This is a genomic window from Ruminococcus sp. (genome assembly GCF_024684275.1).
In genome coordinates this window covers 41,525-64,273 of sequence record NZ_JAIKXF010000010.1, presented here as the reverse complement: position 1 = coordinate 64,273, position 22,749 = coordinate 41,525, and the positions used below count along the sequence as shown (strand labels likewise).

The following is a 22,749-nucleotide window of genomic DNA, read 5'->3' as shown; positions in this document are numbered from 1 at the left end:
ATAACTTGACACCAAAAAGAAACAAGGGAGTTTTCACCTACCTTATCGTTATTACCATTGCGGTTCTTTGTCTTATTCTTATAAGCTCAAAGCTCAATGCTAATACCGATAAAACCGAGTACACAACTATAATCAGTTACTTTGACAATTATGATGTCTCGTATTACGAGCTTGACCTCGGTACAGGCGAACTGACATACAGGATCAATGACGAAGAGAAGGACAGGCATTATACTGTTCCTAATGTTAATATTTTCCTTGAGGATACAAAGGATTACCGTAAGGAATACAATGCCTCACATGATAAGCCTCTTGAACAGGATTACATCAAGATAACAGACAGGACATGGCTGTACTCTCTCATTCCGGTAATCCTCACCATACTTCTCGGTATAGCTATCCTCTACTTTATGATGAAGCAGAGCGGCGGCGGCGGAAAGTACGCAACATTCGGCAAGGCTAACCTGAAAAACGGCTCAAGCGGACGCAAGGCTACCTTTAAGGACGTTGCAGGTGCTGACGAGGAAAAACAGGAGCTTATAGAGATAGTTGACTACCTCAAAAATCCTAAGAAATATACCGATCTCGGCGCAAAGGTGCCAAAGGGTGTTCTTCTTCTCGGTCCTCCCGGTACAGGTAAGACACTTCTTGCCCGTGCAGTTGCAGGTGAGGCAGGCTGCCCGTTCTTCCCTATATCGGGTTCTGATTTCGTTGAAATGTTCGTTGGTGTCGGTGCTTCACGTGTAAGAGACCTCTTTGAGCAGGCTAAGAAGCACGCTCCTGCTATAATTTTCATTGATGAGATTGACGCCGTAGGACGCCACAGAGGCGCAGGTCTCGGCGGCGGTCATGATGAGCGTGAACAGACGCTTAATCAGCTTCTCGTTGAAATGGACGGCTTTACAGGCAACGACAGCGTTATTGTTCTTGCCGCTACAAACAGACGAGATATCCTTGATCCCGCTCTTCTCAGACCGGGCCGTTTCGACAGACAGATCGTTGTCGGATATCCTGATGTCAAGGGACGTGAGGAAATACTTCTCGTTCACTCAAAGAATAAGCCTCTCGGACCTGATGTGGATATCAAGCGCATCGCAAGAACGACACGAGGCTTTACAGGTGCTGATCTTGAAAATGTGCTCAACGAAGCTGCTCTCCTTGCTGCAAGAAACGATAGGCTGTCAATAACAGAGGCTGATATTGAAGAAGCTACTCTAAAGGTAATAGCCGGTCCTGAGAAGAAATCAAGGGTCGTTACTCCTCGTGACAATTTTATTACTGCTTATCATGAAGCCGGTCACGCAGTTGCATCCTATAACCTCAAGACACAGGACAGAGTTCATCAGGTTACTATTATTCAGCGTGGTATGGCAGCCGGTATGACAATTTATCGTCCCGATACAGACGATCAGCATCTCTCACGCACAACAATGTTCGAAAATATCATTTCACTGCTTGGCGGACGCTGTGCTGAGGAATTATTTACAAATGATATCTGTACAGGTGCTTCAAACGATATTGAAAGAGCTACATCAACAGCAAGAAAAATGGTTACAAAATACGGTTTTTCAAAAAAGCTTGGCACTGTAGTTTACGGTTCGGATAACGACGAGGTATTTCTTGGCAAGGACTACGGTCATACTAAAAATTACAGCGAAACTGTAGCTGCTCAGATCGACGAGGAAGTAAAGTCAATCATCGACAAGGCATACGCGAATTGTCTTGAGATACTCAAGGCAAATGCAGATAAAATGCACCTTCTTGCAAAATATCTGCTGAAGTATGAAAAGATCGACGGCGATGACTTTGAAAAGCTTATGAGAAACGAGCTCATAGTTGATGTTTCAGATATCCCTGACGAGATTCCGCCTTACGAAAAGACAAATCTTGAGGATTCAGACAGTAATTTATAAGAATTTATCCCGAAGATCCGCTCTTCGGGATTTTCTTTGCTTTACAAAGTTCATTTGTTAAAATGCATAAGCGAAGAACCTGCTTTTTCGCGCTTAAATAAATATCTGCACCACTTTTACCGCGATTATTGCTATTTTCAGACTTATATGTTATAATATTCAAAGTGCTTTTAATAGCTGCATAAGCGGTTATTGAATACACATAAGGTTATAAAAAAATTCTCTGATCGGAGGTCTATTTTTGGAATCAATCGATATGATATTATGTATTGCTGCTGCCGCAGCACTTGATGTGTGTATATTCGTTCTTCTTCTGACAGCTTATCGCGAACGAAAGTCGTCAAAGAAGACATGGCATGAACTTTCACACGATATGGTGCTGAGCGAACAAAACGTAACCTACGAATTAGGCTGCGACGAGGTTTTGATAGGACGTCATGCCTCGGCGGATATAAGACTTCCTGACCTGTCCGTATCCAGATACCACGCTATGCTGACTGTATCAGACGGCATATGGACAATACACGACATGGGCTCTAAATCAGGACTCTTTGTAAACGGAAGTATGGTTCGTGAGGCAGTTCTTCACGAAAACGACCTCATTACTCTCGGCAACCGCCGACTTATATTCAGAAAAAGGAGGTCTGAACGTGTACGCTAACCCCGTTGCATACGTTTTCTCATGCATTTTTGTACTTATAGCTCACATTGCAATGCTTCTGAACATTTTTTTCAACGGAAACTATACCGAAGCAAGAGATGTTGCAGTTCTCGGTGCAGCAGTTCTCATACTTGATATTGCTTACTTTATAGTGATCCTGCTGTTCAAGCAGACATCATATGTTCTTGATTTTCTTCTGATACTCGTGCTGAATATGAGCTTTATCTTTCAATCCTGCTTTGGGAAAGTCGGATTTGATGTAAAACACCTCATAACCTGTATCGTTTGTCTTGCTTCCTGCAAGGCGGGTTATATCCTTTGCAGAAATCATAAGCTGTTACAGGACAAAAAGCCATATATATACGGCGGAGTTATCTTTGTTATGCTTATAGTTCTCGTATTTACCAGTCCCGAGGATATGTGGATAAGAATAGGCAGCTTTGCGATACAGCCTTCAGAATTTGCAAAACCGCTGTTCATTCTTGCCTGTGCAACATCTATTGCTGACCAGCAGAAGAAACACAAAATTATGACATTCAGCGTTGTTTATGAGAATCTCGCACTGCTTGCACTTACGGCTATAGTTTGTCTTATTCAGGTAAAATCACACGATTACGGAAGTCTCCCAACATTTTTAAGCATATTTGCCGCAGGATTTCTTCTCAGGATATGCTATCCAAAGGCTAAATTCTCAAAAAAGAAGCTTATAGGCGTTATAGCCCTTGTAATAGTATTCGTTCTTATCGGTTTAAAGTACGCTCCCGAGTACGTTCAGCACAGACTTCATGTTGACATATGGAGCGATAAGACGGGTGATGGCTATCAGCAGTCGCAGGCGCTTATTGCCATTGCTAAAGGCGGCTGGTTCGGAGTCGGTCCCGGAAAGGGCTTCCTTTCAAACGTTTTCGCTTATGAAAATGATATAGTATTTGCTACTATAAGCGAAGAATGGGGACTTATCTACGCTCTTATGGCGATATTCGCTATCCTCGTCATGACCTCAGTTCCCCTTGTAAATCCCGCTCGCTCGTACTACCACGGAACAATATCGGCTTGTGTATGCGCAGCCTTGATAGTACAAATGGCGCTTAATATCTTCGGCTCATGCAATCTTATACCGTTTACAGGTGTAACTATACCGTTTATTTCCGCAGGTGGAAGCTCACTTATGGTAAGCGGTTTCATGGTGGGAATGCTTATGGCCGCTCAGTCCCCCTCCTTCAAAGAACCAAAGCATAAGAAAAAGGAAGAAGATGTACCGACTTGGAGGTGGCAGGAATGAAGAGTATCAGAAGGACACAGCGTATAATAAGTCTGATCATCATGCTTTTTATTGCAGGCATGGCATTTCTTGTATTAAAAATAAATCACGAAGCCAATTTCTATATGATGAATTCAGATACCCGTCAGCTCGGTTTTGTTTATGACCGCAAGGGTGATGTTCTTTTTGACGGTACAGGTCAGGGACAGTATCCTGAAAATTATTTTATCGACGTAGGAAATATCATTGGTGATGATTCAGGTCAGATGAGCAACACTCTTGTAGCACAGAATTTACAAGCTCTGAATAACTACAGTTTCTCCGACGGACTAAAGAAAAAAGACGGAAAATCTGCTATATACACTACTCTTGACCACAATTCCAACCGTGCTGTATTCAATACATACGGGTATATGGAGGGCTGTGTTGCAGCATACAACTATAAGACAGGAGAAATCCTTGTTTGTACGAGTCTTCCCTCTCTTGATGTTACAAAAGGCTATGCTGATGTTGGCAGCTTCAAGGATGGAACGCTATGGTCAAAAGCTATGTACAAAACTGTTCCGGGCTCTACCCAGAAAGTCTCAACCGTTATTTCTGCGGTTGAAATAATGGGAAGTGCTCAGCTGTTTTCCAAAAGCTATACCTGTAACGGCAAATACACCAACAGAACAGGCAATGATATAGACTGCCATAACATCTACGGTCACGGCACTCAGAATATCCAGGAAGCCTTTGAAAACAGCTGTAATCCTTTTTTTGCACAGCTTATTGAGGACGACGCAATGCCTCTCGATAAGGTCAAAAAACAGTACGAAAAAATGGGATATGTGCTCAACGGTGAGAAGCCGACCTATATTGATATTAACGGGATACAGTGTGAAACAGCTTCAACAACACTTGAAGATAAATACCAGTTCAAGACACAGTGGGGATGTATCGGTCAGGGCGATACCCTTGTAAGCCCGATCCAGCTCATGATGTGGCAAAGTGCAATTGCAAACGGTACAGGCAAAATGACAATGCCCTATCTTATTGACCATGTCACTGACCTTAACGATCATCAGAAGGAGAAAGCAAAAACTCGCTACAGCGAAAAGCTTTTCTCTGAAAGCACCGCTTCATCTGTAAAGCAAATAATGCTTGCCAACGGTTCTGACAGGTATTCATACCTCATCAGCGGTTATAAGGTCGGTGTAAAAAGCGGTACAGCTCAGGTAGACGAAGGTGCAAAGGAAAATTCTCTGCTTGTTGGCTTTGTGGACGATCCGTTATTCCCTATCGCCTTCTGTATTCTTATAGAGGACAAGGACAGCGGATACCTTACAACTGAACAAGTTGCACAGGTGCTTCTTGATAATTTAAAAAACAATTATTGATGTCAAAACAAACAAATTATGGAAAACTCTTTGTGCATTTAAACAAAATTAATAAAAATCTATTGTATACCGCAAAGTATTATGGTATAATATAACCATAAACTTATGCTTTGTTTTTACAAAGCAAAAAGGAGGACCAATATGAAAACAACTATCACAGCTAAAAAAATGCAGATTCCGACAAACTTTACAGAGTACGCTGAAAAGAGAATCGACTCCCGTCTGGGAAAATTCTTTGGAGAGGACGCTGATGCAAAAATCGTAATTTCTGAGATCAAGACTCAGATAGTTCTTGAGCTCACAGTAAAATATAACAGCATTATTTTCCGTGCAGAAAGGTCTGCTGAGGACAAATATGTTGCCCTCGATGACGCTATCGACAAGATCATCAGACAGATCCGCAAGAACAAGACTAAGGTCGAGAAAAAGCTCAAAGATGCAGCTTTCAAGGAGGCTTTTGCTTATCCCGTACCAGAGACTGTTGAATATGAGGTAATCAAGCACAAGAAGTTCAAGATGAGACCTATGGACATCGACGAGGCTATTCTTCAGATGAATATGCTCGATCATGAGTTCTTCATGTTCACAAATGCCGAAACAGGTCTGATAAACGTAGTTTATAAGCGTGACGACGGAAACTACGCTGTACTTGAGCCTGACAACGCTTAATTTGTTAATTGAAATAATATGCGGAACTTTATGTTCCGCATATTAAATTTATAAAGGAGTATAAAAATGGACGCTAATAAAAAAACAATTATCGAAAAACGTATCAATAAGGTGGGAGAAAACCTGAAAAAGAACAATATGGAGTTCTACTATGCCGAAACAAAAGATGATGTCTGTCCTATAGTTGAGTCTCTTTTAAAAGAGGGAGATGTTATCACAAACGGCGGTACAGTGACAATGGGAGAGATAGGACTTAAACCGCTGCTTGAATCTTCAAAGTATAAATATCTCGACCGTGCAAAAGTAGAAACTCCAGAGGAGGTTGTAGAGCTATACAGAAAGGCTTTCTTTGCAGATGTATATATATCAAGCTCCAATGCTATTACAGAGGACGGTGTTCTCTATAATGTAGACGGCAACAGCAACCGAATCGCTGCAATCGCTTTCGGTCCTAAGTCTGTCATCATTATTGCAGGATATAATAAAATAGTAAAGGATCTTAAAGAAGCAGAGCTTCGTGTAAAAAGAGAGGCAGCACCACCTAACTGTGTACGCCTCAACTGTGATACCTACTGTAAGGAAAAGGGCGAATGTGTATCACTTACAAAAGCAAATCACCAGATGTATGACGGGTGCGGCGGCGACGGCAGAATATGCTGCAATTACCTTATTTCCGCACAACAGCGCCATAAGGGCCGTATCAAGGTGATAATTGTTGGTGAAGAACTTGGTTATTGATCTATGAACGAAACTGCTTTGACGCTCTATCAGACTGCGTCATACTTTATTATATATGCCTTCTTGGGCTGGTGCCTTGAGGTTGTCTATCAGGCTGTGGAGCACGGAAAATTCATTAACCGTGGTTTTCTGAATGGTCCATACTGCCCTATTTACGGCTTCGGAGTCATTCTTGTATGTGCTTCTCTCGAACCTATAAAAGAAAACATAGTGGTTTTATACGTTGGTTCAGTATTGCTGACAACCTTTCTTGAACTGATTACAGGCTTTTTCCTTGAAAAAGTTTTTGCGCAGAAATGGTGGGACTACTCACAGGAAAGATTCAACCTTAAAGGCTACATTTGTCTTAAGTTCTCCCTCCTATGGGGCGTTGCCTGCCTTGTGACCGTAAGACTTATACATCCTCTGACCGTCAGATACGTTGATATGCTCCCTCAAACGCTTGGGGTGATCTTATTGATCGTTATACTGACAGGCTTTCTCGGGGATACGATCATTACTGTATGCGGCATAATCCATATTAAACACCGACTTGTAGTGCTTGAAGGAATATCGGCTGAAATGCGGAAAATTTCTAATAAAACAGGCGAGAAGCTATTTGAGCATGTCGAACATATTATGGACAGAAAAAATAAACTCGATGAACGTACAGCTGAATACAGGCAGAAAGCCGACGAGCTCCGTGAAAAATACTATAAACTGCTTGAAAAGAGAAGCTTTACATTAAAACGACTCTCAAAAGCATTCCCACAACTTGAACTTCACGACATAAAAAAGCTCTTCAACTCTAAGTCAAAAGATAAATGATCCTATCAATTCAAAGGGACCTCTTATGAGGTCCCTTGTTATTTTTCATAAAAATTCATAATTCTGAACTGAAAAAAAGTATTTGACAAAGTACAAAATCTATGGTATACTAATCAAAGAAACAATCGCTTTAAAGCTCAAAAGCTTAAAAGCGTTACAGTTTACTTTGCGAAAGAGGGATAAATATGAAAGAAATATCTAAGCTTATGAATTACAGATCAGATGTGAGAGTTGTTGACGCTACTCTCCGTGACGGCGGACTTGTAAATGATTTCAGATTTTCTGATGAATTTGTAAGAGATCTTTACCTGTCAAATATCAGAGCCGGCGTTGATTACATGGAGTTTGGCTACAGAGCAGACAAGGAAATGTTCAAGGTCGAGGATTTCGGTCCATGTAAGTTCTGTGATGACGAATATATCCGTTCTATCGTCGGTGAAAACCACACAGACCTCAAGATAGCTATCATGGCTGACGTTGGACGCTGCAACTATAAGCAGGACATTGTTGAGCGCGAAAACAGCCCTGTTGATCTTATCCGCGTTGCTACATACCTCCACCAGATACCAACTGCTGTTGATATGATCGAGGATGCAAAGAAAAAAGGCTATGAAGTTACCTGCAATATCATGGCAATATCAAATGCCCAGGAGGGCGACCTTAAAGTAGCTCTTGACATTCTCGGACAGTCCCCTGTTGATGTATTCTATATCGTTGACAGCTTCGGCGCTCTCTATCCTGAACAGTTAGCACGGATCGCAGATATTTATCTCGAAGCCGCTGCTAAATATGGCAAGAAGGTCGGTATCCACGCTCACAACAACCAGCAGCTTGCTTTTGCTAATACTATTGAGGCTGTAGGCGACGGTGTTGACTGGCTTGATGCCACATACTCATCAATGGGCAGAGGCGCTGGCAACTGTGCAATGGAGCTTCTTCTTGGCTTCCTAAAAAATCCAAAGTACAATGTTTACCCTGTATTTCAGTTCATTGAAAAGCACATGGAAAAGCTCCGCGAAGAAGGTGCTGTATGGGGTTATGATCTTCAGTACCTCCTCACAGGACTTTTCAATCAGCATCCAAGAACAGCTATCCAGTTCACTAAGGATAAGCGTAAGGACTTCTCTGAGTTCTACAAAGAGATCATTTCACAGGAATGACCAACAATTAGATAAAATAAAAAATCCGAGCTTTGTACAAGTATACAAAGTTCGGATTTATTTTTTTGAAATTCAACGTGTTTACATTGAAAAATACCTGTTTTGGGAGCATATATAGAAGAACTGTTTAGAACGTGAGCTGATTGCTGTCCCCTAATTCCTTAGCAGGCTTACCTGCGGCGGGAACGCTCTTTGATCGGTATTTTTCAAGCTCGGGCAGCTCCTCAGGAGCTATGAAAGAAGCAGATGAAAGCAAAGCTTTTTTCCTTAAATTAATAACCTGTACGCCCTGAGAATCTCTTGTAGACTTTGGAAGTATCATACCTGTATTGAACACAAGTGCATGACCGCTGGTCGTTCTGAGAAGAATATCACAGTCTTCAGAAACAAATAACGCAGAAACAAGCGGAGATTTTTCAGAGTAAGCCTTTGCAAGCTTCTTTCGGTTAGTCTTTGTCTCATAGGATTTCAGCGGTACCTTTGCAGCCTTTCCGTTTTCAAAGAAGAATATGACATATCCGCTGTAATCAATGGTAGAGACCACCATTTTAAGACTCTCGCCCTCGTCAAAGCTGAGCTTTGCAGGGATATAATCACCCATAACGCTCGCCTTAGTATCATCGAATGCGCTTGCTCGTGACTTATAAGCCTGAGCCTTATCCGAGAAAAATACCAGCTCAGTCTTGTTTGTAGCCTCAAAGCTCTGACTGATAAAGTCCCCTTCCTTGAGCTTCTGTTCACTGCTCATACGCAGTGACTGCGGAGTTATCTTCTTGAAGTATCCGCTGTCGGAAACAAAGATATTAACAGGATAATCGGGAGTATCATCGATCTCCTCTGATTCCTCGATGTCAGACTGATAATAGAACATAGTCTTTCTTGGCTGAGCGTAGTTCTTTATTACATCGCGAAGCTCGTTGACTATTATCCTGCGTATCTTCTTCTTGTCGCGGAGAATATCCTCCATCTCCTCAATATCCTTTTTGAGCTGATCTACTTCCTCTACACGGCGGAGAATATACTGTTTATTGATGTTGCGGAGCTTTATCTCAGCAACATATTCAGCCTGTATCTCATCGATGCCAAAGCCTATCATAAGGTTTGGCACAACGTCAGCTTCGTTCTCAGTTTCGCGGATTATCTTTATTGCTTTATCTATATCAAGAAGTATCTTTGAAAGTGCTTCAAGTAAATGAAGCTTCTCCTTCTTCTTCTGAAGGTCATAGTATGTTCTGCGCTGAACACATTCCTCGCGGAATGCTGTCCATTCAATAAGTATCTCGCGGACTCCCATAACCTTAGGAGTACCTGCGATAAGAATATTGAAGTTGCATGGATAGCTGTCCTGAAGCGGCGTAAGCCGATAAAGCTTCTGCATGAGCTTGTCAGGATCAGTTCCGCGTTTCAGGTCGATAGCAATTTTTAGTCCGTCAATATCGGTCTCATCACGTATATAGGATATCTCTCTTATCTTGCCCTGCTTTACAAGGTCGATAATCTTCTCGATTATAGCCTCGACGGTAGTAGTATAAGGTATTTCGGTTACTTCAATACAGTTAGCACTCTTGTCATAGCTGTATTTAGAACGTACCTTTATGCTTCCTCTGCCTGTCTCATAAACCTTGTTAAGCTCCGCTTCATCATATAGCATAAGACCTCCGCCCGGGAAATCAGGACCTTTAAGAGTGCTGATTATATCATGGCTGGGGTCCTTCATGAGAGCGATAGTAGTTTCGCAGACCTCTTCAAGATTGAATGGGCAGACATTGCTTGCCATAGATACTGCGATACCTGTATTCGAGTTTACAAGTACAGTCGGGAATGTTGCAGGGAGCAAAGTAGGCTCCTGCATAGTATTGTCATAGTTAGGAACGAAATCTATAGTTTCCTTGTCAATATCACGGAAAAGCTCATTGCAGATCTTTTCAAGCTTTACCTCTGTATATCGTGGTGCAGCAAAGTGCATCTTGCTTGAATACTGCTTGCCGAAGTTGCCCTTGCTGTCTATATACGGGTGCAGCAAAGCTTCATTGCCTCTTGTCATACGCACAAGAGTTTCGTATATAGCCTGATCTCCATGAGGATTCAGCTTCATAGTCTCACCGACCACGTTAGCGGACTTAGAGCGCTCCTTATCGGGACTGAGCAGTCCCCTCTTATACATCATATAAAGAAGCTTTCTGTGAGATGGCTTGAAGCCGTCTATCTCAGGAAGTGCACGGGAGATTATAACGCTCATAGCATAAGGCATATAGTTCTTTTTCAGCGTATCGGTTATTTTCTCATCGACAATACTGCCCGAGCCCTCTATATAAGCTTCATGCTTGAAAACAGGCTGTTTCTTTGGAGTTTCCTTTTTTTTTGGCATTTATTCTTCTCCTTCTTTACGTCGTTCGCTCTTTTTCAGGAGCTTTTCGGGGTCCTTTACATAAGACCTGACAACACTTCCGCAGTCTCGGCAAATAGTATGATAAAGCGATGTTGTGCGCATAAGGCTGTCAGCACTGTAAACAGCTCCGTAAAAGTTCTGATACCCTGTTATAAATTCAGTACCGCCGCAGAAACGGCATTTTGTCATTCTGATCTTTTTCATAAGACAGCTCCTTAGCTTATATCCGCAAGCTCAAGATAGTCTGCGCCATATTCAGAGATATAATCCTTACGTCCCTGTAGGTCGTCGCCGAGAAGCATTTCAAAAACCTCAGCGGACTCGGTTATATCATCGGCGGTTACCTTGATAAGGCGTCTTGTATCGGGATTCATTGTTGTAAGGCTCATCATGTCAGGCTCATTCTCACCGAGACCTTTTGAGCGCTGGATAGTATGCTTTTTGTCGCCTATCATTTCGAGTATACGCTGTTTTTCCTGCTCTGTATAGGCAAAATAGGTCTTTTCTTTTGTATTTATCTCAAAAAGCGGAGATTCCGCGATATATACATAGCCCTGCTCAATAAGAGTCGGAGTAAGTCTGTAGAGCATGGTAAGTATAAGAGTTCTTATCTGGAAACCGTCAACATCAGCATCGGTACATATAACTATTTTGCTCCAACGGAAATTGTTTATATCAAAGTTTGAGAGTTCCTTATTGGCTTTTGTAGTTACTTCAACTCCACAGCCCAATACTTTTATAAGGTCTGTGATTATCTCGCTCTTGAATATCTTTGAGTATTCAGCTTTAAGACAGTTAAGTATCTTGCCGCGGACAGGTATGATAGCCTGAAATTCTGCATTTCTTGCAAGCTTTACGGAACCGAGAGCCGAGTCGCCCTCCACGATGTATATTTCGCGGCGTGAAACGTCCTTAGTACGGCAGTCCACAAACTTTTCGACCATATTTGCAAGGTCTATAGTACCTGTGAGCTTCTTTTTTACGTTTAGGCGAACCTTTTCTGCATTTTCACGGCTTCTCTTGTTTATGAGTATCTGCTCGGCTATTTTCTGAGCTTCGTCAGGGTTTTCTATGAAGTAGACCTCAAGCTGGTGGCGGAGGAACTCTGTCATGGCCTCGCGGATAAACTTGTTGGTGATAGCCTTTTTGGTCTGGTTTGCGTATGATGTCTGTGTAGAGAATGACGAGGATACAAGTATAAGGCACTCCTCAACATCAGCATAGGTTATCTTGCTCTCGTTTTTCTGATAGCCGTTTATGGACTTGATATAGCTGTCTATCTGAGCCTGAAATGCTCTTTTTACAGCTTCGGCAGGCGAACCGCCGTGTTCAAGAAAGCTTGAGTTATGATAGTACTCGGTAAGCTTGGCTTTATTCGAGAACGTGAGTGCAACGTCAAGCTTTACCTTATATTCCGGCTTATCTTCACGGTCTCTGCCCTTTTTCTCAGCAGTCCAGTGTTGTATAGATGAAAGAGCACCATTGCCTGCTATTTCCTGAACATATTCGGTTATACCGGATTCATAGAAAAATTCCTGCTCGTTAAAGCCTCCTGCTTCATTCTCACTGCGGAATACAAACAGGATATTGGGGTTTACTATAGCCTGACGCTTGAGTATATCGCAGAAAAATTCGTCAGAAACATCAATATCCGTAAAAACTTCAAGGTCGGGGCGCCAACGTGTCTTTGTACCTGTCTGTTTTCTCTTGCAAGGCTCTTTTTTAAGGCCGCCGACGTTATTGCCCTTTTCAAAATGAAGATCATACTTAAAGCCGTCACGAACTACCTCAACGTCCATAAATTCAGATGAAAACTGAGTTGAGCAGAGTCCAAGACCGTTAAGTCCGAGAGAATATTCGTAGGATTCAGCGGAAGTATCATACTTACCGCCGGCGTAAAGCTCGCAGTAGACCAGCTCCCAGTTATATCTCTTTTCATTATTATTATAGTCAACAGGACATCCTCGGCCAAAATCCTCGACCTCAATTTCGTTATTTCTGAAATGGGTGATTATTATTTTGTTTCCGTATCCCTCACGTGCTTCATCTATTGAGTTTGAGATGACCTCAAATATTGAATGCTCACAGCCGTCAAGACCGTCCGAGCCAAATATAACAGCAGGGCGCTTACGAACTCTATCCGCACCCTTGAGCATTGAAATACTGTCATTTCCGTAATCTTGTTTTTTAGCCATAACTCTCTGCCTTTCGGTCACATTTTAATGCATACAAAAGTTATTATAGCACAAAAATCCTCAAAATGCAAGTGAGCAGAAAAATTTCACGATATACTGAAAAAAGCAGCCGTAAAGACTGCTTTTTCATATTTTTCTACTGCTTTATGCCAATATATTTATAGCCTGCATCGGTAACTGCTTTTTTTACTGCTTTTTCATCTAATACTCCCGATAAACTAAGCTCCGCAGTGCCCTTTTCATGGCTTGGAGCTGCTTCATCAATAAACGGAAGCTCCTCGAGAGCTTTTTTCACCCTTGCTTCACAGTGTCCGCACATCATACCATTTATCTTTATAAGTACCGTACTTGTTTCACTTGAGGCTTCGGAAAGCTTATTAATACGTTTTTTATCGCGGCTGCTGTCGTGTACCTTGAAGAAATTCAGTCTCAGAGCATTGCTGACAACAAAAAAGCTTGAAAGACTCATAGCTGCCGCTCCGAACATGGGATTCATCTGCCAGCCGAAAAGCTTTGAATAAACTCCTGCCGCAAGAGGTATGCCGATAATATTATAGATAAATGCCCAGAAAAGATTTTGCCTGATATTCCTTAGTGTTGCTCTGCTGAGCCTTACTGCCGCAGGTACATCGCTTAACCGGCTTTTCATCAGAACTATATCCGCAGCATCAATGGCTACGTCAGCCCCTGCCCCTATGGCTATTCCTATATCCGCTGCTGTAAGCGCAGGTGCATCATTGATACCGTCACCGACCATAACCGTCTTTCCCTGCTTTTTCAGCCTGCGTATGACTGCTTCCTTGCCGTCCGGAAGAACACCTGCTATTACCTCGTCAACACCTGCCTGACCACCGATAGCATTTGCTGTACGTTCATTGTCACCTGTAAGCATTACTACATGGATACCCATATCCTGTAATTCACGTATTGCCTTTGGACTTTCATCCTTTATAACGTCAGCAACGGCGATGATCCCTATAAGCTCCCCGTTTTTGGCAAAGAAAAGAGGAGTTTTCCCCTGCTCTGACAACTTTTCAGACAAGGATATGATATTTTCATCTAAATCAGCTGATGAGCTTATTAAGCTGAGATTTCCGCCTATACATGAGCTTTCTCCGCATTTGCCAGATACTCCGCTGCCTGCAAGAACTCTGAATTCTGTAATATCATCAGCGATAATATCTTTTTCATTTCCATATTTCACTACAGCGCCTGCAAGCGGGTGTTCACTTTTCTTTTCCAGCGAATAAGCTAACCTGAGAAGCTCATCTTCGCTGTGACTTTTTACAGGGATAATGTCTGTGACCTTAGGCTCACCGCTTGTAATAGTACCTGTTTTGTCAAGAGCAATGATCTGCGCTTTGCCAGCCTCTTCAAGAGAAGCCGCAGTCTTGAAAAGCAGACCGTTCTTAGCTCCTACGCCGTTTCCTACCATAATTGCAACAGGGGTAGCAAGTCCCAGAGCACAGGGACAGCTGATAACAAGTACAGCAATCGCCCTGCTAAGTGAAAAGCCTACTGATCTTCCGATAATAAGCCATACTATCAATGTCAGCAGAGCTATTCCGATGACAACAGGAACAAATACTCCCGATACCTTGTCGGCTATTTTCGCAATAGGAGCTTTAGTAGCTGCCGCGTCGCTTACCATTTTTATTATCTGTGACAGTGTAGTATCCTCGCCTATACGCGAAGCTTCACAGCGGAGATATCCTGAGCTGTTAATTGTAGCCGCGGATACACTGTCACCCGCTGTTTTGTCCACAGGTATGCTCTCTCCTGTGAGTGCAGCTTCATTTACTGCACTTTCGCCCTCAATTACAATTCCGTCAACAGGTATGCTGTCCCCTGCCCTTACAACAAATATTTCGCCCTTTTTCACCTGCTCGACAGGCACGATGACTTCTTCTCCGTCACGAATTACAACAGCTGTCTCAGGAGCAAGCTTCATAAGGCTTTTAAGAGCGTCGGTAGTCTTTCCCTTAGAGCGGGCTTCAAGCATTTTGCCCACTGTTATAAGTGTCAGTATCATTGCTGCCGATTCAAAATACAGATCATGCATATAAGCGTGAACTGCTGCTCTATCGCCTCTCTGCTGTGCAGCAGTCATCATGAACAAAACAGCTGTACTGTACACAAAAGAAGCTCCCGAACCAAGAGCTACAAGAGTATCCATATTAGGCGAACGGTTTACAATGCCCCTGAATCCGTTTATGAAGAACTTCTGATTTATAACCATTACTATTGCGGCAAGAAGAAGCTCCGCAAGAGCTGTCATAACGTGATTTCCGTTCATAACAGAGGGCAATGGAGCACCAAGCATTGTATGTCCCATTGATATATACATAAGAATAAGCAAAAATACAATAGAAGCTATAAGCCGGCGCTTCATTTTAGGAGTTTCTGTATCCTTGAGCTCGTCCTCTTTTGAAACCGATGTATTACTTTCACCTTTTGCAGTCGCACCGTAGCCTGCATTTTTTACAGCGGCAATTATCGCTTCGGAGGAAGCATTCCCCTCAACTCCCATTGAATTAGTAAGGAGACTGACAGAACATGATGTAACTCCCTCAACTGCCGATACAGCCTTTTCTACACGTGCACTGCAAGCGGCACAGCTCATTCCCGTAACATTATACTGCTTCATATGTCAGCTCCTTTCATTAATTTATTATACCGCAAAGCCTGACAAATGTCAATTAGCCACTGCTAACATTTTTTAAAATAGTGTTACTTAAATAGCTCCTCGTATTCCTTTTCTTTAAATCCCACAAGTACATTACCGCCGTCAACAAGTATAGGTCTTTTAACAAGCATTCCGTCTGATGCAAGAAGCTTGATCTGTTCATCATCGGTCATATTTGGAAGCTTATTTTTCAGCTCCATTGATTTATATAGCAGACCGCTTGTATTAAAGAATCTTTTTATCGGCAGACCGCTGTTATTATACCATTCCCTTAGCTCAGACTCTGAGGGATTATTCTCTTTAATATCTCTAAGCTCATAAGATATGCCTCTGTCGTCCAGCCATTTTTTTGCCTTCTGGCAAGTAGTGCACTTTGAATAGCAGATAAATTTCATATATATTCTCCTTTTCATTATATCTTATTTTTAATATATTATACCACATCGGCAGTTTTAATGCAATAAGCGCAGAGCCGGCACCGCCTTTTGCCTCGATTGCTGCTGTTTTCTAAATTATATGTAAAAAAACAGCCGGCTGTATGCCGACTGTTTTAATACTATTAATTAATAGAAGTGGTTACTGTAACCGTCACCCCAGAAACCAATGTAACCCTGAGTAAAGGATCCATTTTCCATGAAGTAAAGAGTAACCGCGTCCTTCACGCTCTGTGTAACGTGAGAACTGTATGTGTTTAAGTTTGCGTATGTACTTGAACCCGAGAACTGGTACGGCTGTGTGATTACACCGTAAATCGTATTCGGGAACTTAGGAGAAGAAACTCTATTCATAATCACTTCTACTACCTTTGCCTTATCCTCGGTACTGATCCAGTTGCAGCCTGCTTCGTGTGCCACAGCGTTGCAAAGGAGCACGTACTCTTCATCGGTTATAGGCAATGAGTCCTCTTCTGTTTCAACATCGATCACTACAGGCTCTGTTTCAGGCTCAACATAAGTCTCTGTTGGTTCCTGCTGAGCTTCAGTTGTTGGTTCAACATAATCTTCTGCAGCAATTGTTGTTTCTACCATCGTGGTCGTGGTGGTAGCAGTCGTTGTTGTCATCAATGTTGTTGTAACTACCGGCTTTGCAGTAGTTGCTTTAACTGCCTCTGTAGCTCTTGCTACGATCGCAGCAGTTGTAGATGCCTGCGTAGCAGGCTGTGTGATTGCAGCCGGCGCATGAGCCGGTGCGGGCACCGATCTTGAAATCTGAGCAGCTGTTGTAGCTACTTCTATACCGTACAGAGAAGTTGTGCCTTCCTGTGCAGCAGTTTTTTTGCTTGCAGCCGTCGACTTTTCGACTGTATAAGATTTCTTGGTGGTTGTTCTTTTGTTTGCAGTTGCCTTTTCTGTCATTACAGAAAGCTCAGATGCTGTATTTGAAACAGCACTCATAGCGTTTGCCACCGGGCCCTCCGCACTAACTATATCAGATGTACTTACGGTCGAAGATGTAAGATATGCAACTCCGATTCCTCCGCCCAAAACTGAAGCAACTACTCCGCAAGCTAACGCTGCGGCTTTGAGATTACCCATCAACTCATCCTTTCCTGAAAAAGTGTTTTCAAATTTTTCGGGCTGTTGATATGATAACACATCTTCCTCAAAATGGCAATACTTTCAGGATTTTTTCCATTTTGTGGTCAATATTTTCCACGGTATTTATTGACTCGGAGTAAATGTGCACATATTATATGGAGATTTAATAGACTATCTGTAAATAAATTGTTAATAACAATTGAGTTTTAACCGCGTTTAGTTACAAAATAGTAACAATGCCTTTCCTTTAACTGTGTATCCGAGGAAAATTCAACTCCCTGTTTTACGTTGTTTTCGCCATTTTATAACATTTTACAAGTATACTTCCGGTAACTGAATAGTTACAAAAAACATTTGCAGAAATATACAGAGAGCTATTGCAAATGCAAGGGTTTAATGCTATAATAATATAGTATAAACAAATTTATAGGAGAAACAATATGGACAAGACTTATTACACTAATAAAATAAATTCTGTAATCACAGAAGTAAAAAAAGCCGTCATAGGCAAGGATGCTATAATAGTCAAGGCACTGCTGGCTATGCTGTGTAAGGGGCATATCCTGATAGAGGATATCCCGGGCGTAGGTAAAACAACTCTTGCACTTGCATTTTCAAAGGCACTTTCTCTTGAACACAATCGTATGCAGTTTACTCCCGATGTACTCCCTTCAGATGTTACAGGATTTTCCATATATAATAAGAGTAACGGAAAATTCGAGTTTCGCCCCGGTGTTGCATTCTGCAATCTCTTTCTTGCTGATGAGATAAACCGTACATCAAGCAAGACACAGTCAGCCCTTCTTGAGCTTATGGAGGAAAAAAGCATTACTGTTGACGGTAACACCTATAAGCTTCCCGAGCCTTATACTGTAATAGCTACTCAGAATCCTATCGGTTCAGCCGGTACACATAATCTTCCCGACTCTCAGCTTGATCGTTTCATGATCAAGCTCAGCATGGGATATCCTGATTTCAGCGGCGAGGTGTCTATACTTAAAGCTAAGCATAATGATAATCCGCTTCAAAGCGTAAGCCCTGTTGCAGACGCCGCATTTATTACCGAGCTTCAGGAATACATATCAAATATTTATATCGACGATAGGATATACGAGTATATCGTTTCTATTTCAGCCGCGACACGTAATCATCCAATGTTAAAGCTTGGCGTCAGTCCGCGCGGTACTCTTGCTCTTATGCAGCTTTCAAAGGGAATCGCTGTTGCTATGGGACGCGACTACGTTATTCCAGAGGACATCTCATATATCTGCAATGACGTATTCGAGCACCGTATAATGCTGAATTCCAAAGCAAAGCTCTCGGATATGACTGCTTCTGATATAATCACAGAAATTTTAAGAACAGTCCCTGTTCCCGGGATCGGCGAAAAGTAAGGCGGCGGCATGGTACTTACAAAGCTGCTCTTCATCATTCTCATAATAGTATGCGCACTTTTCTATATACTATATATATGGGACTTCGCTCTGGTACTTCTTATCGTAATGATAGCTGTGCCTATCATTATGTTTGTCTCTACATTGATTACAAAACACTGTATCAAGGTAGAATTTGCTGTAAAAGAAAAGAACACTGTAAAATCAAAGGACTTCCCCGTTCAGCTTGTTGTTACAAATAAAAGCATTTTCCCTATCGGAAAGGCTGAGGCAAAGGTGGAATACTACAATTCATTCAGCCATGACATTTCATCCTTTGATCTTTTTCTTCCCATACAGTCAAGGAATTCGCAGCGTGTGACCTTTCAGCTCAACTCAAAATTCTGCGGTACTATTAAAATAAGAACACTATATCTCAATATTTATGATCCGCTCAGGATATTCAAGTTCAAAGCGGCAAGCAGTGTCCATTCAGAGGTGACTATCATGCCCGAGGGACATGATATCGGCGGCATCGTTCATTACAGTGACCGCGTAAACGAGGAAAGCGATCTTTTCTCGGAACACCGCCCCGGTGATGATCCGTCGGAGGTTTTTGACCTGCGCGAATACAACGCCGGCGATAAGCTCAATCGCATACACTGGAAGCTGAGTTCAAAAAAGGACGAGTTTATCGTAAAGGATTACAGCCTGCCGATAGATGTTCCGTGTATGCTGTTCCTTGATCTGAAATGCTATTCGGAAGGTGCTGCTGCCCTACCTGTGACAGATACTCTTATTGAAACATTTCTTTCTATCTCGCAGTTTTTGCTGGATAATGAAAGATGTCACTCAGTTGTATTTTTCAACGCTTTACAGAATCGGTTTGCAGAATACAGCATAACAAGTTCGACTGATCTTGCAGCGGTCGTCAAGACGATTATAAACTCAGTTGATGACACTCGATACTGTCAGGATCCTGATGTTTATTTCAAGGAGAATGATTCGCTCTCATTTGCTTCATTCACATATATAAGCTCTGATTTCAATGAAAAACTACTTGACAGCATTGATGAGGAAGTAGATGCTGACTTCAAGAACGCTGTTATGATCATTGATGATATAGAAAAAACCGCTTCTTTAAGCGGCGGTTATTCTTCACTTAACGTTATACCTGTCGTGGTAGGCAGAATATCTGCCTCAATAAAGGATATAGATATATAATGAAAAGAAAGAACATACAAAACACCAACGGCATTAATATCAGCGACAGCATAGTAATGTCCGTAAAACAAAAACACCCGAGCAGAAGAAAAATCTATGCGGCAGCTATCACTATAATAGGTATGCTTTCCGTTCTTATGTCTTTTTTGGGAATGTTTCATTTCCGGTATGATAAGAGTGCGGTCGCTGCTGCATTTTTCTGTTTTGCAGTATTCCATATCCTGATCGCTCTCAAGGGCGGAAAAGCCCTCGGTGCATATCTGCTGTCTGTACTTGGATTCTTATTATTGGCATGGAGAAAATCGGAAGTATTAGTTAAAGGATTTAAATACGTATACAACGTAATATACAAAGAATCCATAGATCCCAATGCTGTTCATTTCAAAGACTTAAAAAAAGCACTTGAAATACCATCTGTAACAACGCTTTTTGTCTTTTACATATGGCTCCTTGCAATAGTGATTTGCTATTTTACCATATGCAGACCGAATCCGGTCCTCCCGCTTATGGTGACATTCCCATTACTTGAAATAGGTTTGTACAACGGTGTGAAAATGCCTGTATTCTGGGGAGTTATGTGTATATCGTACTGGCTCGCAATTCTGGCTATGTCAACTATTGATGTGGGAGAATATTCCGGCGGTCAAAGCGGATTTGTCCGAAAAAACAATTTGTTTTTCCCTAAGCGGCATATGAAGCTAAAGGTTACCGAGAGATGCGGTATGTTTGTTATTGCCTCTGTTATGATAGTAGCTGTTCTCGCAAACGGTTATCTCAATATCACACATTATAAGAGAAGTGATTCTATAAATCAAAAGCGCCGTGATATTACAGAAGCAGCAGAGGATTTTTCATTCCATAATCTTGGCGAAAGTATTGCAAATCTTACTAATGCCTTCGGATTTAACTTTGACTATGAGAATCACAAGCTCGGAACCAGTGATCATGTCCGCTACAAAAATATCACAGACCTTACAATTACTATTGAAAAGCCTGTATCAGGTCCTTTGTATCTTAAAGAGGATATACGAGCACTATATCATGATAATGAGTGGTTCGAGATGCCGTCATCAAAATACAATGACAAGATGTTCAATGATTTTGAAGAATATGGCATATCTCCACAGAACTTCCCTGCTATCTTCGGAACGTACATAAAAAGAAAAGAGGACAAGAATACTATCTGGATCAAAAACAGTCCCAGAAAAAAACGCCGAGTATACTCTCCGTACGGCATTGAGAACTTCGGCAAGATAAAATACGAAAATGATACTCTTGTTTTCCCAGAAACCGAAAAAAAAGGTGAGACCTCTTATAAATTTGTACCGATCTCTCCCGATGATATAGAAGCTCTGCTCGACAAAGACACGAAAGTATTTTTAGACGATAGCCAAAACGGCAGTCTCGTCTTTGATCCTACACCGAACTCTGCTTTTACTTCTAACAGAACTGTTTTCTCAGCCTCGGAAATAACCGACCAAAAATGGAGCGATAAAGTACTAAAATACTGCAAGGATAATGATCTCATTAACTACGACGATTATTTCACCATAGATTACGAGCTCTCTGCCGATACTTCATATCTTTATGAGCATGGCAATATCATCATGGCTGAGCTTTTGCAGAACAGCTATAAGAACTTCGTTTATGAAAACTATCTTGATGTTCCGCAAAACAAGGACATGGAAGAAGTAAGAGAGGCTTACAGCGACCTTGTAAATATTGAACACGGCAGTACAGCGGAAGAAGTATTCGAGATACTCAATAATATAAGAATAAGAATGGCTTCTAACAGCACTTATACGCTTGAGCCGGGAGCAACCCCCTCCTCGCGTGATTTTGTCAATTATTTTCTGATGAAGTCTCATAAGGGATATTGTACCCATTATGCTACATCAGGAGTTATTCTTGCAAGAATGGCAGGTATCCCTGCAAGATATGCTACCGGTTATATCCTTGTGGAAAACGACCTGAAAGCCGGCAAAAAAAATAGTGATGATTCTGTAACCATAAATGTTAAAGATAACAGAAGCCACGCATGGGCTGAAGTCTACATCGACGGTATAGGCTGGATACCATATGAGTTTACAGCTGGTTACACACAGATGGATATACCGCCTGAGACTACACAGGCTGACGAAACAACTACATCAGCTCCCCCTGATCAAACTACTACAACTGATACTTCTGTATCAAATACAACAAAGAATACAGCCCTCACCTCAGCACACACAACAACTTCTGCAATAGGTACAAGCGTTACAGCTACAACTATTGTAAAGGGCGGCAAAAATGGCAAGGGAATACATATCCCGTCGTTTATCAAGAATATCTTTATTACTATCCTGTTTATCGGAGCATTAGTGATAATGATGCGCGGAAGAAGGGCTCTTATACTAAAAATAAGAGAAAAACACATAAAGACAGGTGACGCACGAAAACGTATAAGATATATGTATTCATATGCAGAAAAGCTTCTCGCCGAAATAAATCTCAGGGGAGAATATGGAAATTATAAGCAATTTGCTGAAAACGTTGAAAAATGGCACGGAGGTATATACTTTGAAAACGGCGGATTTGAAAAGATAACTGATATTGCACTAAGAACTGCATTTAACAATGAAACTCCCAGTGAGGAAGATCTTAAAAAATGTGAAAAAGTATTGAATGATCTTGCAAAGACTATATTCAAAAAGTCAGACAGGCTCGGTAAATTCAGTCTTATGTATCTAAAAGTCCTTGTAAAGGGGGAATAA

17 protein-coding genes are annotated in these 22,749 nt (G+C 41.7%); 11 read left to right on the top strand and 6 right to left on the bottom strand.

Translation table 11 applies throughout. From position 1 onward, the window contains the following. Positions 1–5 precede the first annotated feature (5 nt). The 8 genes from ftsH (at position 6) to K5677_RS01140 (ending at position 8,588) form a co-directional block, all read left to right on the top strand. Positions 6–1,913, top strand: coding sequence for an ATP-dependent zinc metalloprotease FtsH (ftsH, locus tag K5677_RS01175; protein ID WP_296723703.1), 1,908 nt, complete (start codon positions 6–8; stop codon positions 1,911–1,913). A 241-nt stretch (positions 1,914–2,154) separates the two neighbouring features. After that, the gene (locus tag K5677_RS01170; RefSeq protein ID WP_296723701.1) at positions 2,155–2,574 is read left to right on the top strand and encodes an FHA domain-containing protein; all 420 of its coding nucleotides are present in this window, start codon (positions 2,155–2,157) and stop codon (positions 2,572–2,574) included. Beyond that, the gene (locus K5677_RS01165) at positions 2,564–3,856 is read left to right on the top strand and encodes an FtsW/RodA/SpoVE family cell cycle protein (protein WP_296723699.1); all 1,293 of its coding nucleotides are present in this window, start codon (positions 2,564–2,566) and stop codon (positions 3,854–3,856) included. The genes K5677_RS01170 and K5677_RS01165 overlap by 11 nt, the downstream gene beginning before the upstream one ends. Then, complete coding sequence (locus tag K5677_RS01160) at positions 3,853–5,214, top strand: penicillin-binding transpeptidase domain-containing protein (RefSeq protein ID WP_296723698.1); 1,362 nt, start codon at positions 3,853–3,855, stop codon at positions 5,212–5,214. The genes K5677_RS01165 and K5677_RS01160 overlap by 4 nt, the downstream gene beginning before the upstream one ends. 141 nt (positions 5,215–5,355) lie before the next feature. After that, positions 5,356–5,883: a ribosome-associated translation inhibitor RaiA gene (gene raiA, locus K5677_RS01155; RefSeq protein ID WP_028515516.1), complete on the top strand. Its 528-nt coding sequence runs from the start codon at positions 5,356–5,358 to the stop codon at positions 5,881–5,883. A gap of 66 nt (positions 5,884–5,949) precedes the next feature. Continuing rightward, complete coding sequence (locus tag K5677_RS01150; RefSeq protein ID WP_296723694.1) at positions 5,950–6,621, top strand: lactate utilization protein; 672 nt, start codon at positions 5,950–5,952, stop codon at positions 6,619–6,621. 3 nt (positions 6,622–6,624) lie between these two features. After that, positions 6,625–7,428, top strand: coding sequence for a putative ABC transporter permease (locus K5677_RS01145; RefSeq protein ID WP_296723692.1), 804 nt, complete (start codon positions 6,625–6,627; stop codon positions 7,426–7,428). A gap of 185 nt (positions 7,429–7,613) precedes the next feature. After that, positions 7,614–8,588, top strand: a complete 975-nt coding sequence (locus K5677_RS01140; RefSeq protein WP_296723689.1) for an aldolase catalytic domain-containing protein — start codon at positions 7,614–7,616, stop codon at positions 8,586–8,588. Positions 8,589–8,715: 127 nt separating this feature from the next. On the opposite strand, the gene K5677_RS01135 is transcribed toward K5677_RS01140, so the two are convergent. The 6 genes from K5677_RS01135 to K5677_RS01110 all read right to left on the bottom strand — a co-directional run bounded on the left by K5677_RS01135 (position 8,716) and on the right by K5677_RS01110 (position 17,393). Next, a complete protein-coding gene (locus tag K5677_RS01135) occupies positions 8,716–10,956 on the bottom strand; it encodes a DNA topoisomerase (ATP-hydrolyzing) subunit A (RefSeq protein WP_296723687.1) in 2,241 nt (746 codons plus the stop codon). Then, entirely contained in the window at positions 10,957–11,181 is a 225-nt protein-coding gene (locus tag K5677_RS01130) for a hypothetical protein (protein ID WP_296723685.1), read from the bottom strand. It lies immediately after the preceding gene. An 11-nt stretch (positions 11,182–11,192) separates the two neighbouring features. Then, positions 11,193–13,172 carry a toprim domain-containing protein gene (locus K5677_RS01125; protein WP_296723683.1) on the bottom strand — a complete coding sequence of 660 codons (1,980 nt, stop codon included), beginning with the start codon at positions 13,170–13,172 and terminating at the stop codon, positions 11,193–11,195. A gap of 136 nt (positions 13,173–13,308) precedes the next feature. After that, a complete protein-coding gene (locus tag K5677_RS01120) occupies positions 13,309–15,819 on the bottom strand; it encodes a heavy metal translocating P-type ATPase (protein ID WP_296723680.1) in 2,511 nt (836 codons plus the stop codon). An 83-nt stretch (positions 15,820–15,902) separates the two neighbouring features. Then, on the bottom strand, positions 15,903–16,253 hold the full coding sequence (locus K5677_RS01115; protein WP_296723678.1) for an arsenate reductase family protein: 351 nt from the start codon (positions 16,251–16,253) through the stop codon (positions 15,903–15,905). Positions 16,254–16,421: 168 nt separating this feature from the next. Continuing rightward, the gene (locus K5677_RS01110; RefSeq protein WP_296723675.1) at positions 16,422–17,393 is read right to left on the bottom strand and encodes a cell wall hydrolase; all 972 of its coding nucleotides are present in this window, start codon (positions 17,391–17,393) and stop codon (positions 16,422–16,424) included. Positions 17,394–17,836: 443 nt separating this feature from the next. On the opposite strand from K5677_RS01110, the gene K5677_RS01105 reads away from it, so the two are divergent. The 3 genes from K5677_RS01105 to K5677_RS01095 are packed head-to-tail and all read left to right on the top strand — an operon-like array spanning position 17,837 to position 22,749. Next, entirely contained in the window at positions 17,837–18,790 is a 954-nt protein-coding gene (locus K5677_RS01105) for a MoxR family ATPase (protein WP_296723672.1), read from the top strand. Positions 18,791–18,799: 9 nt separating this feature from the next. Continuing rightward, positions 18,800–19,993: a DUF58 domain-containing protein gene (locus tag K5677_RS01100; RefSeq protein ID WP_296723669.1), complete on the top strand. Its 1,194-nt coding sequence runs from the start codon at positions 18,800–18,802 to the stop codon at positions 19,991–19,993. Next, entirely contained in the window at positions 19,993–22,749 is a 2,757-nt protein-coding gene (locus K5677_RS01095) for a transglutaminase-like domain-containing protein (protein ID WP_296723667.1), read from the top strand. Before K5677_RS01100 ends, K5677_RS01095 begins: the two co-directional genes overlap by 1 nt.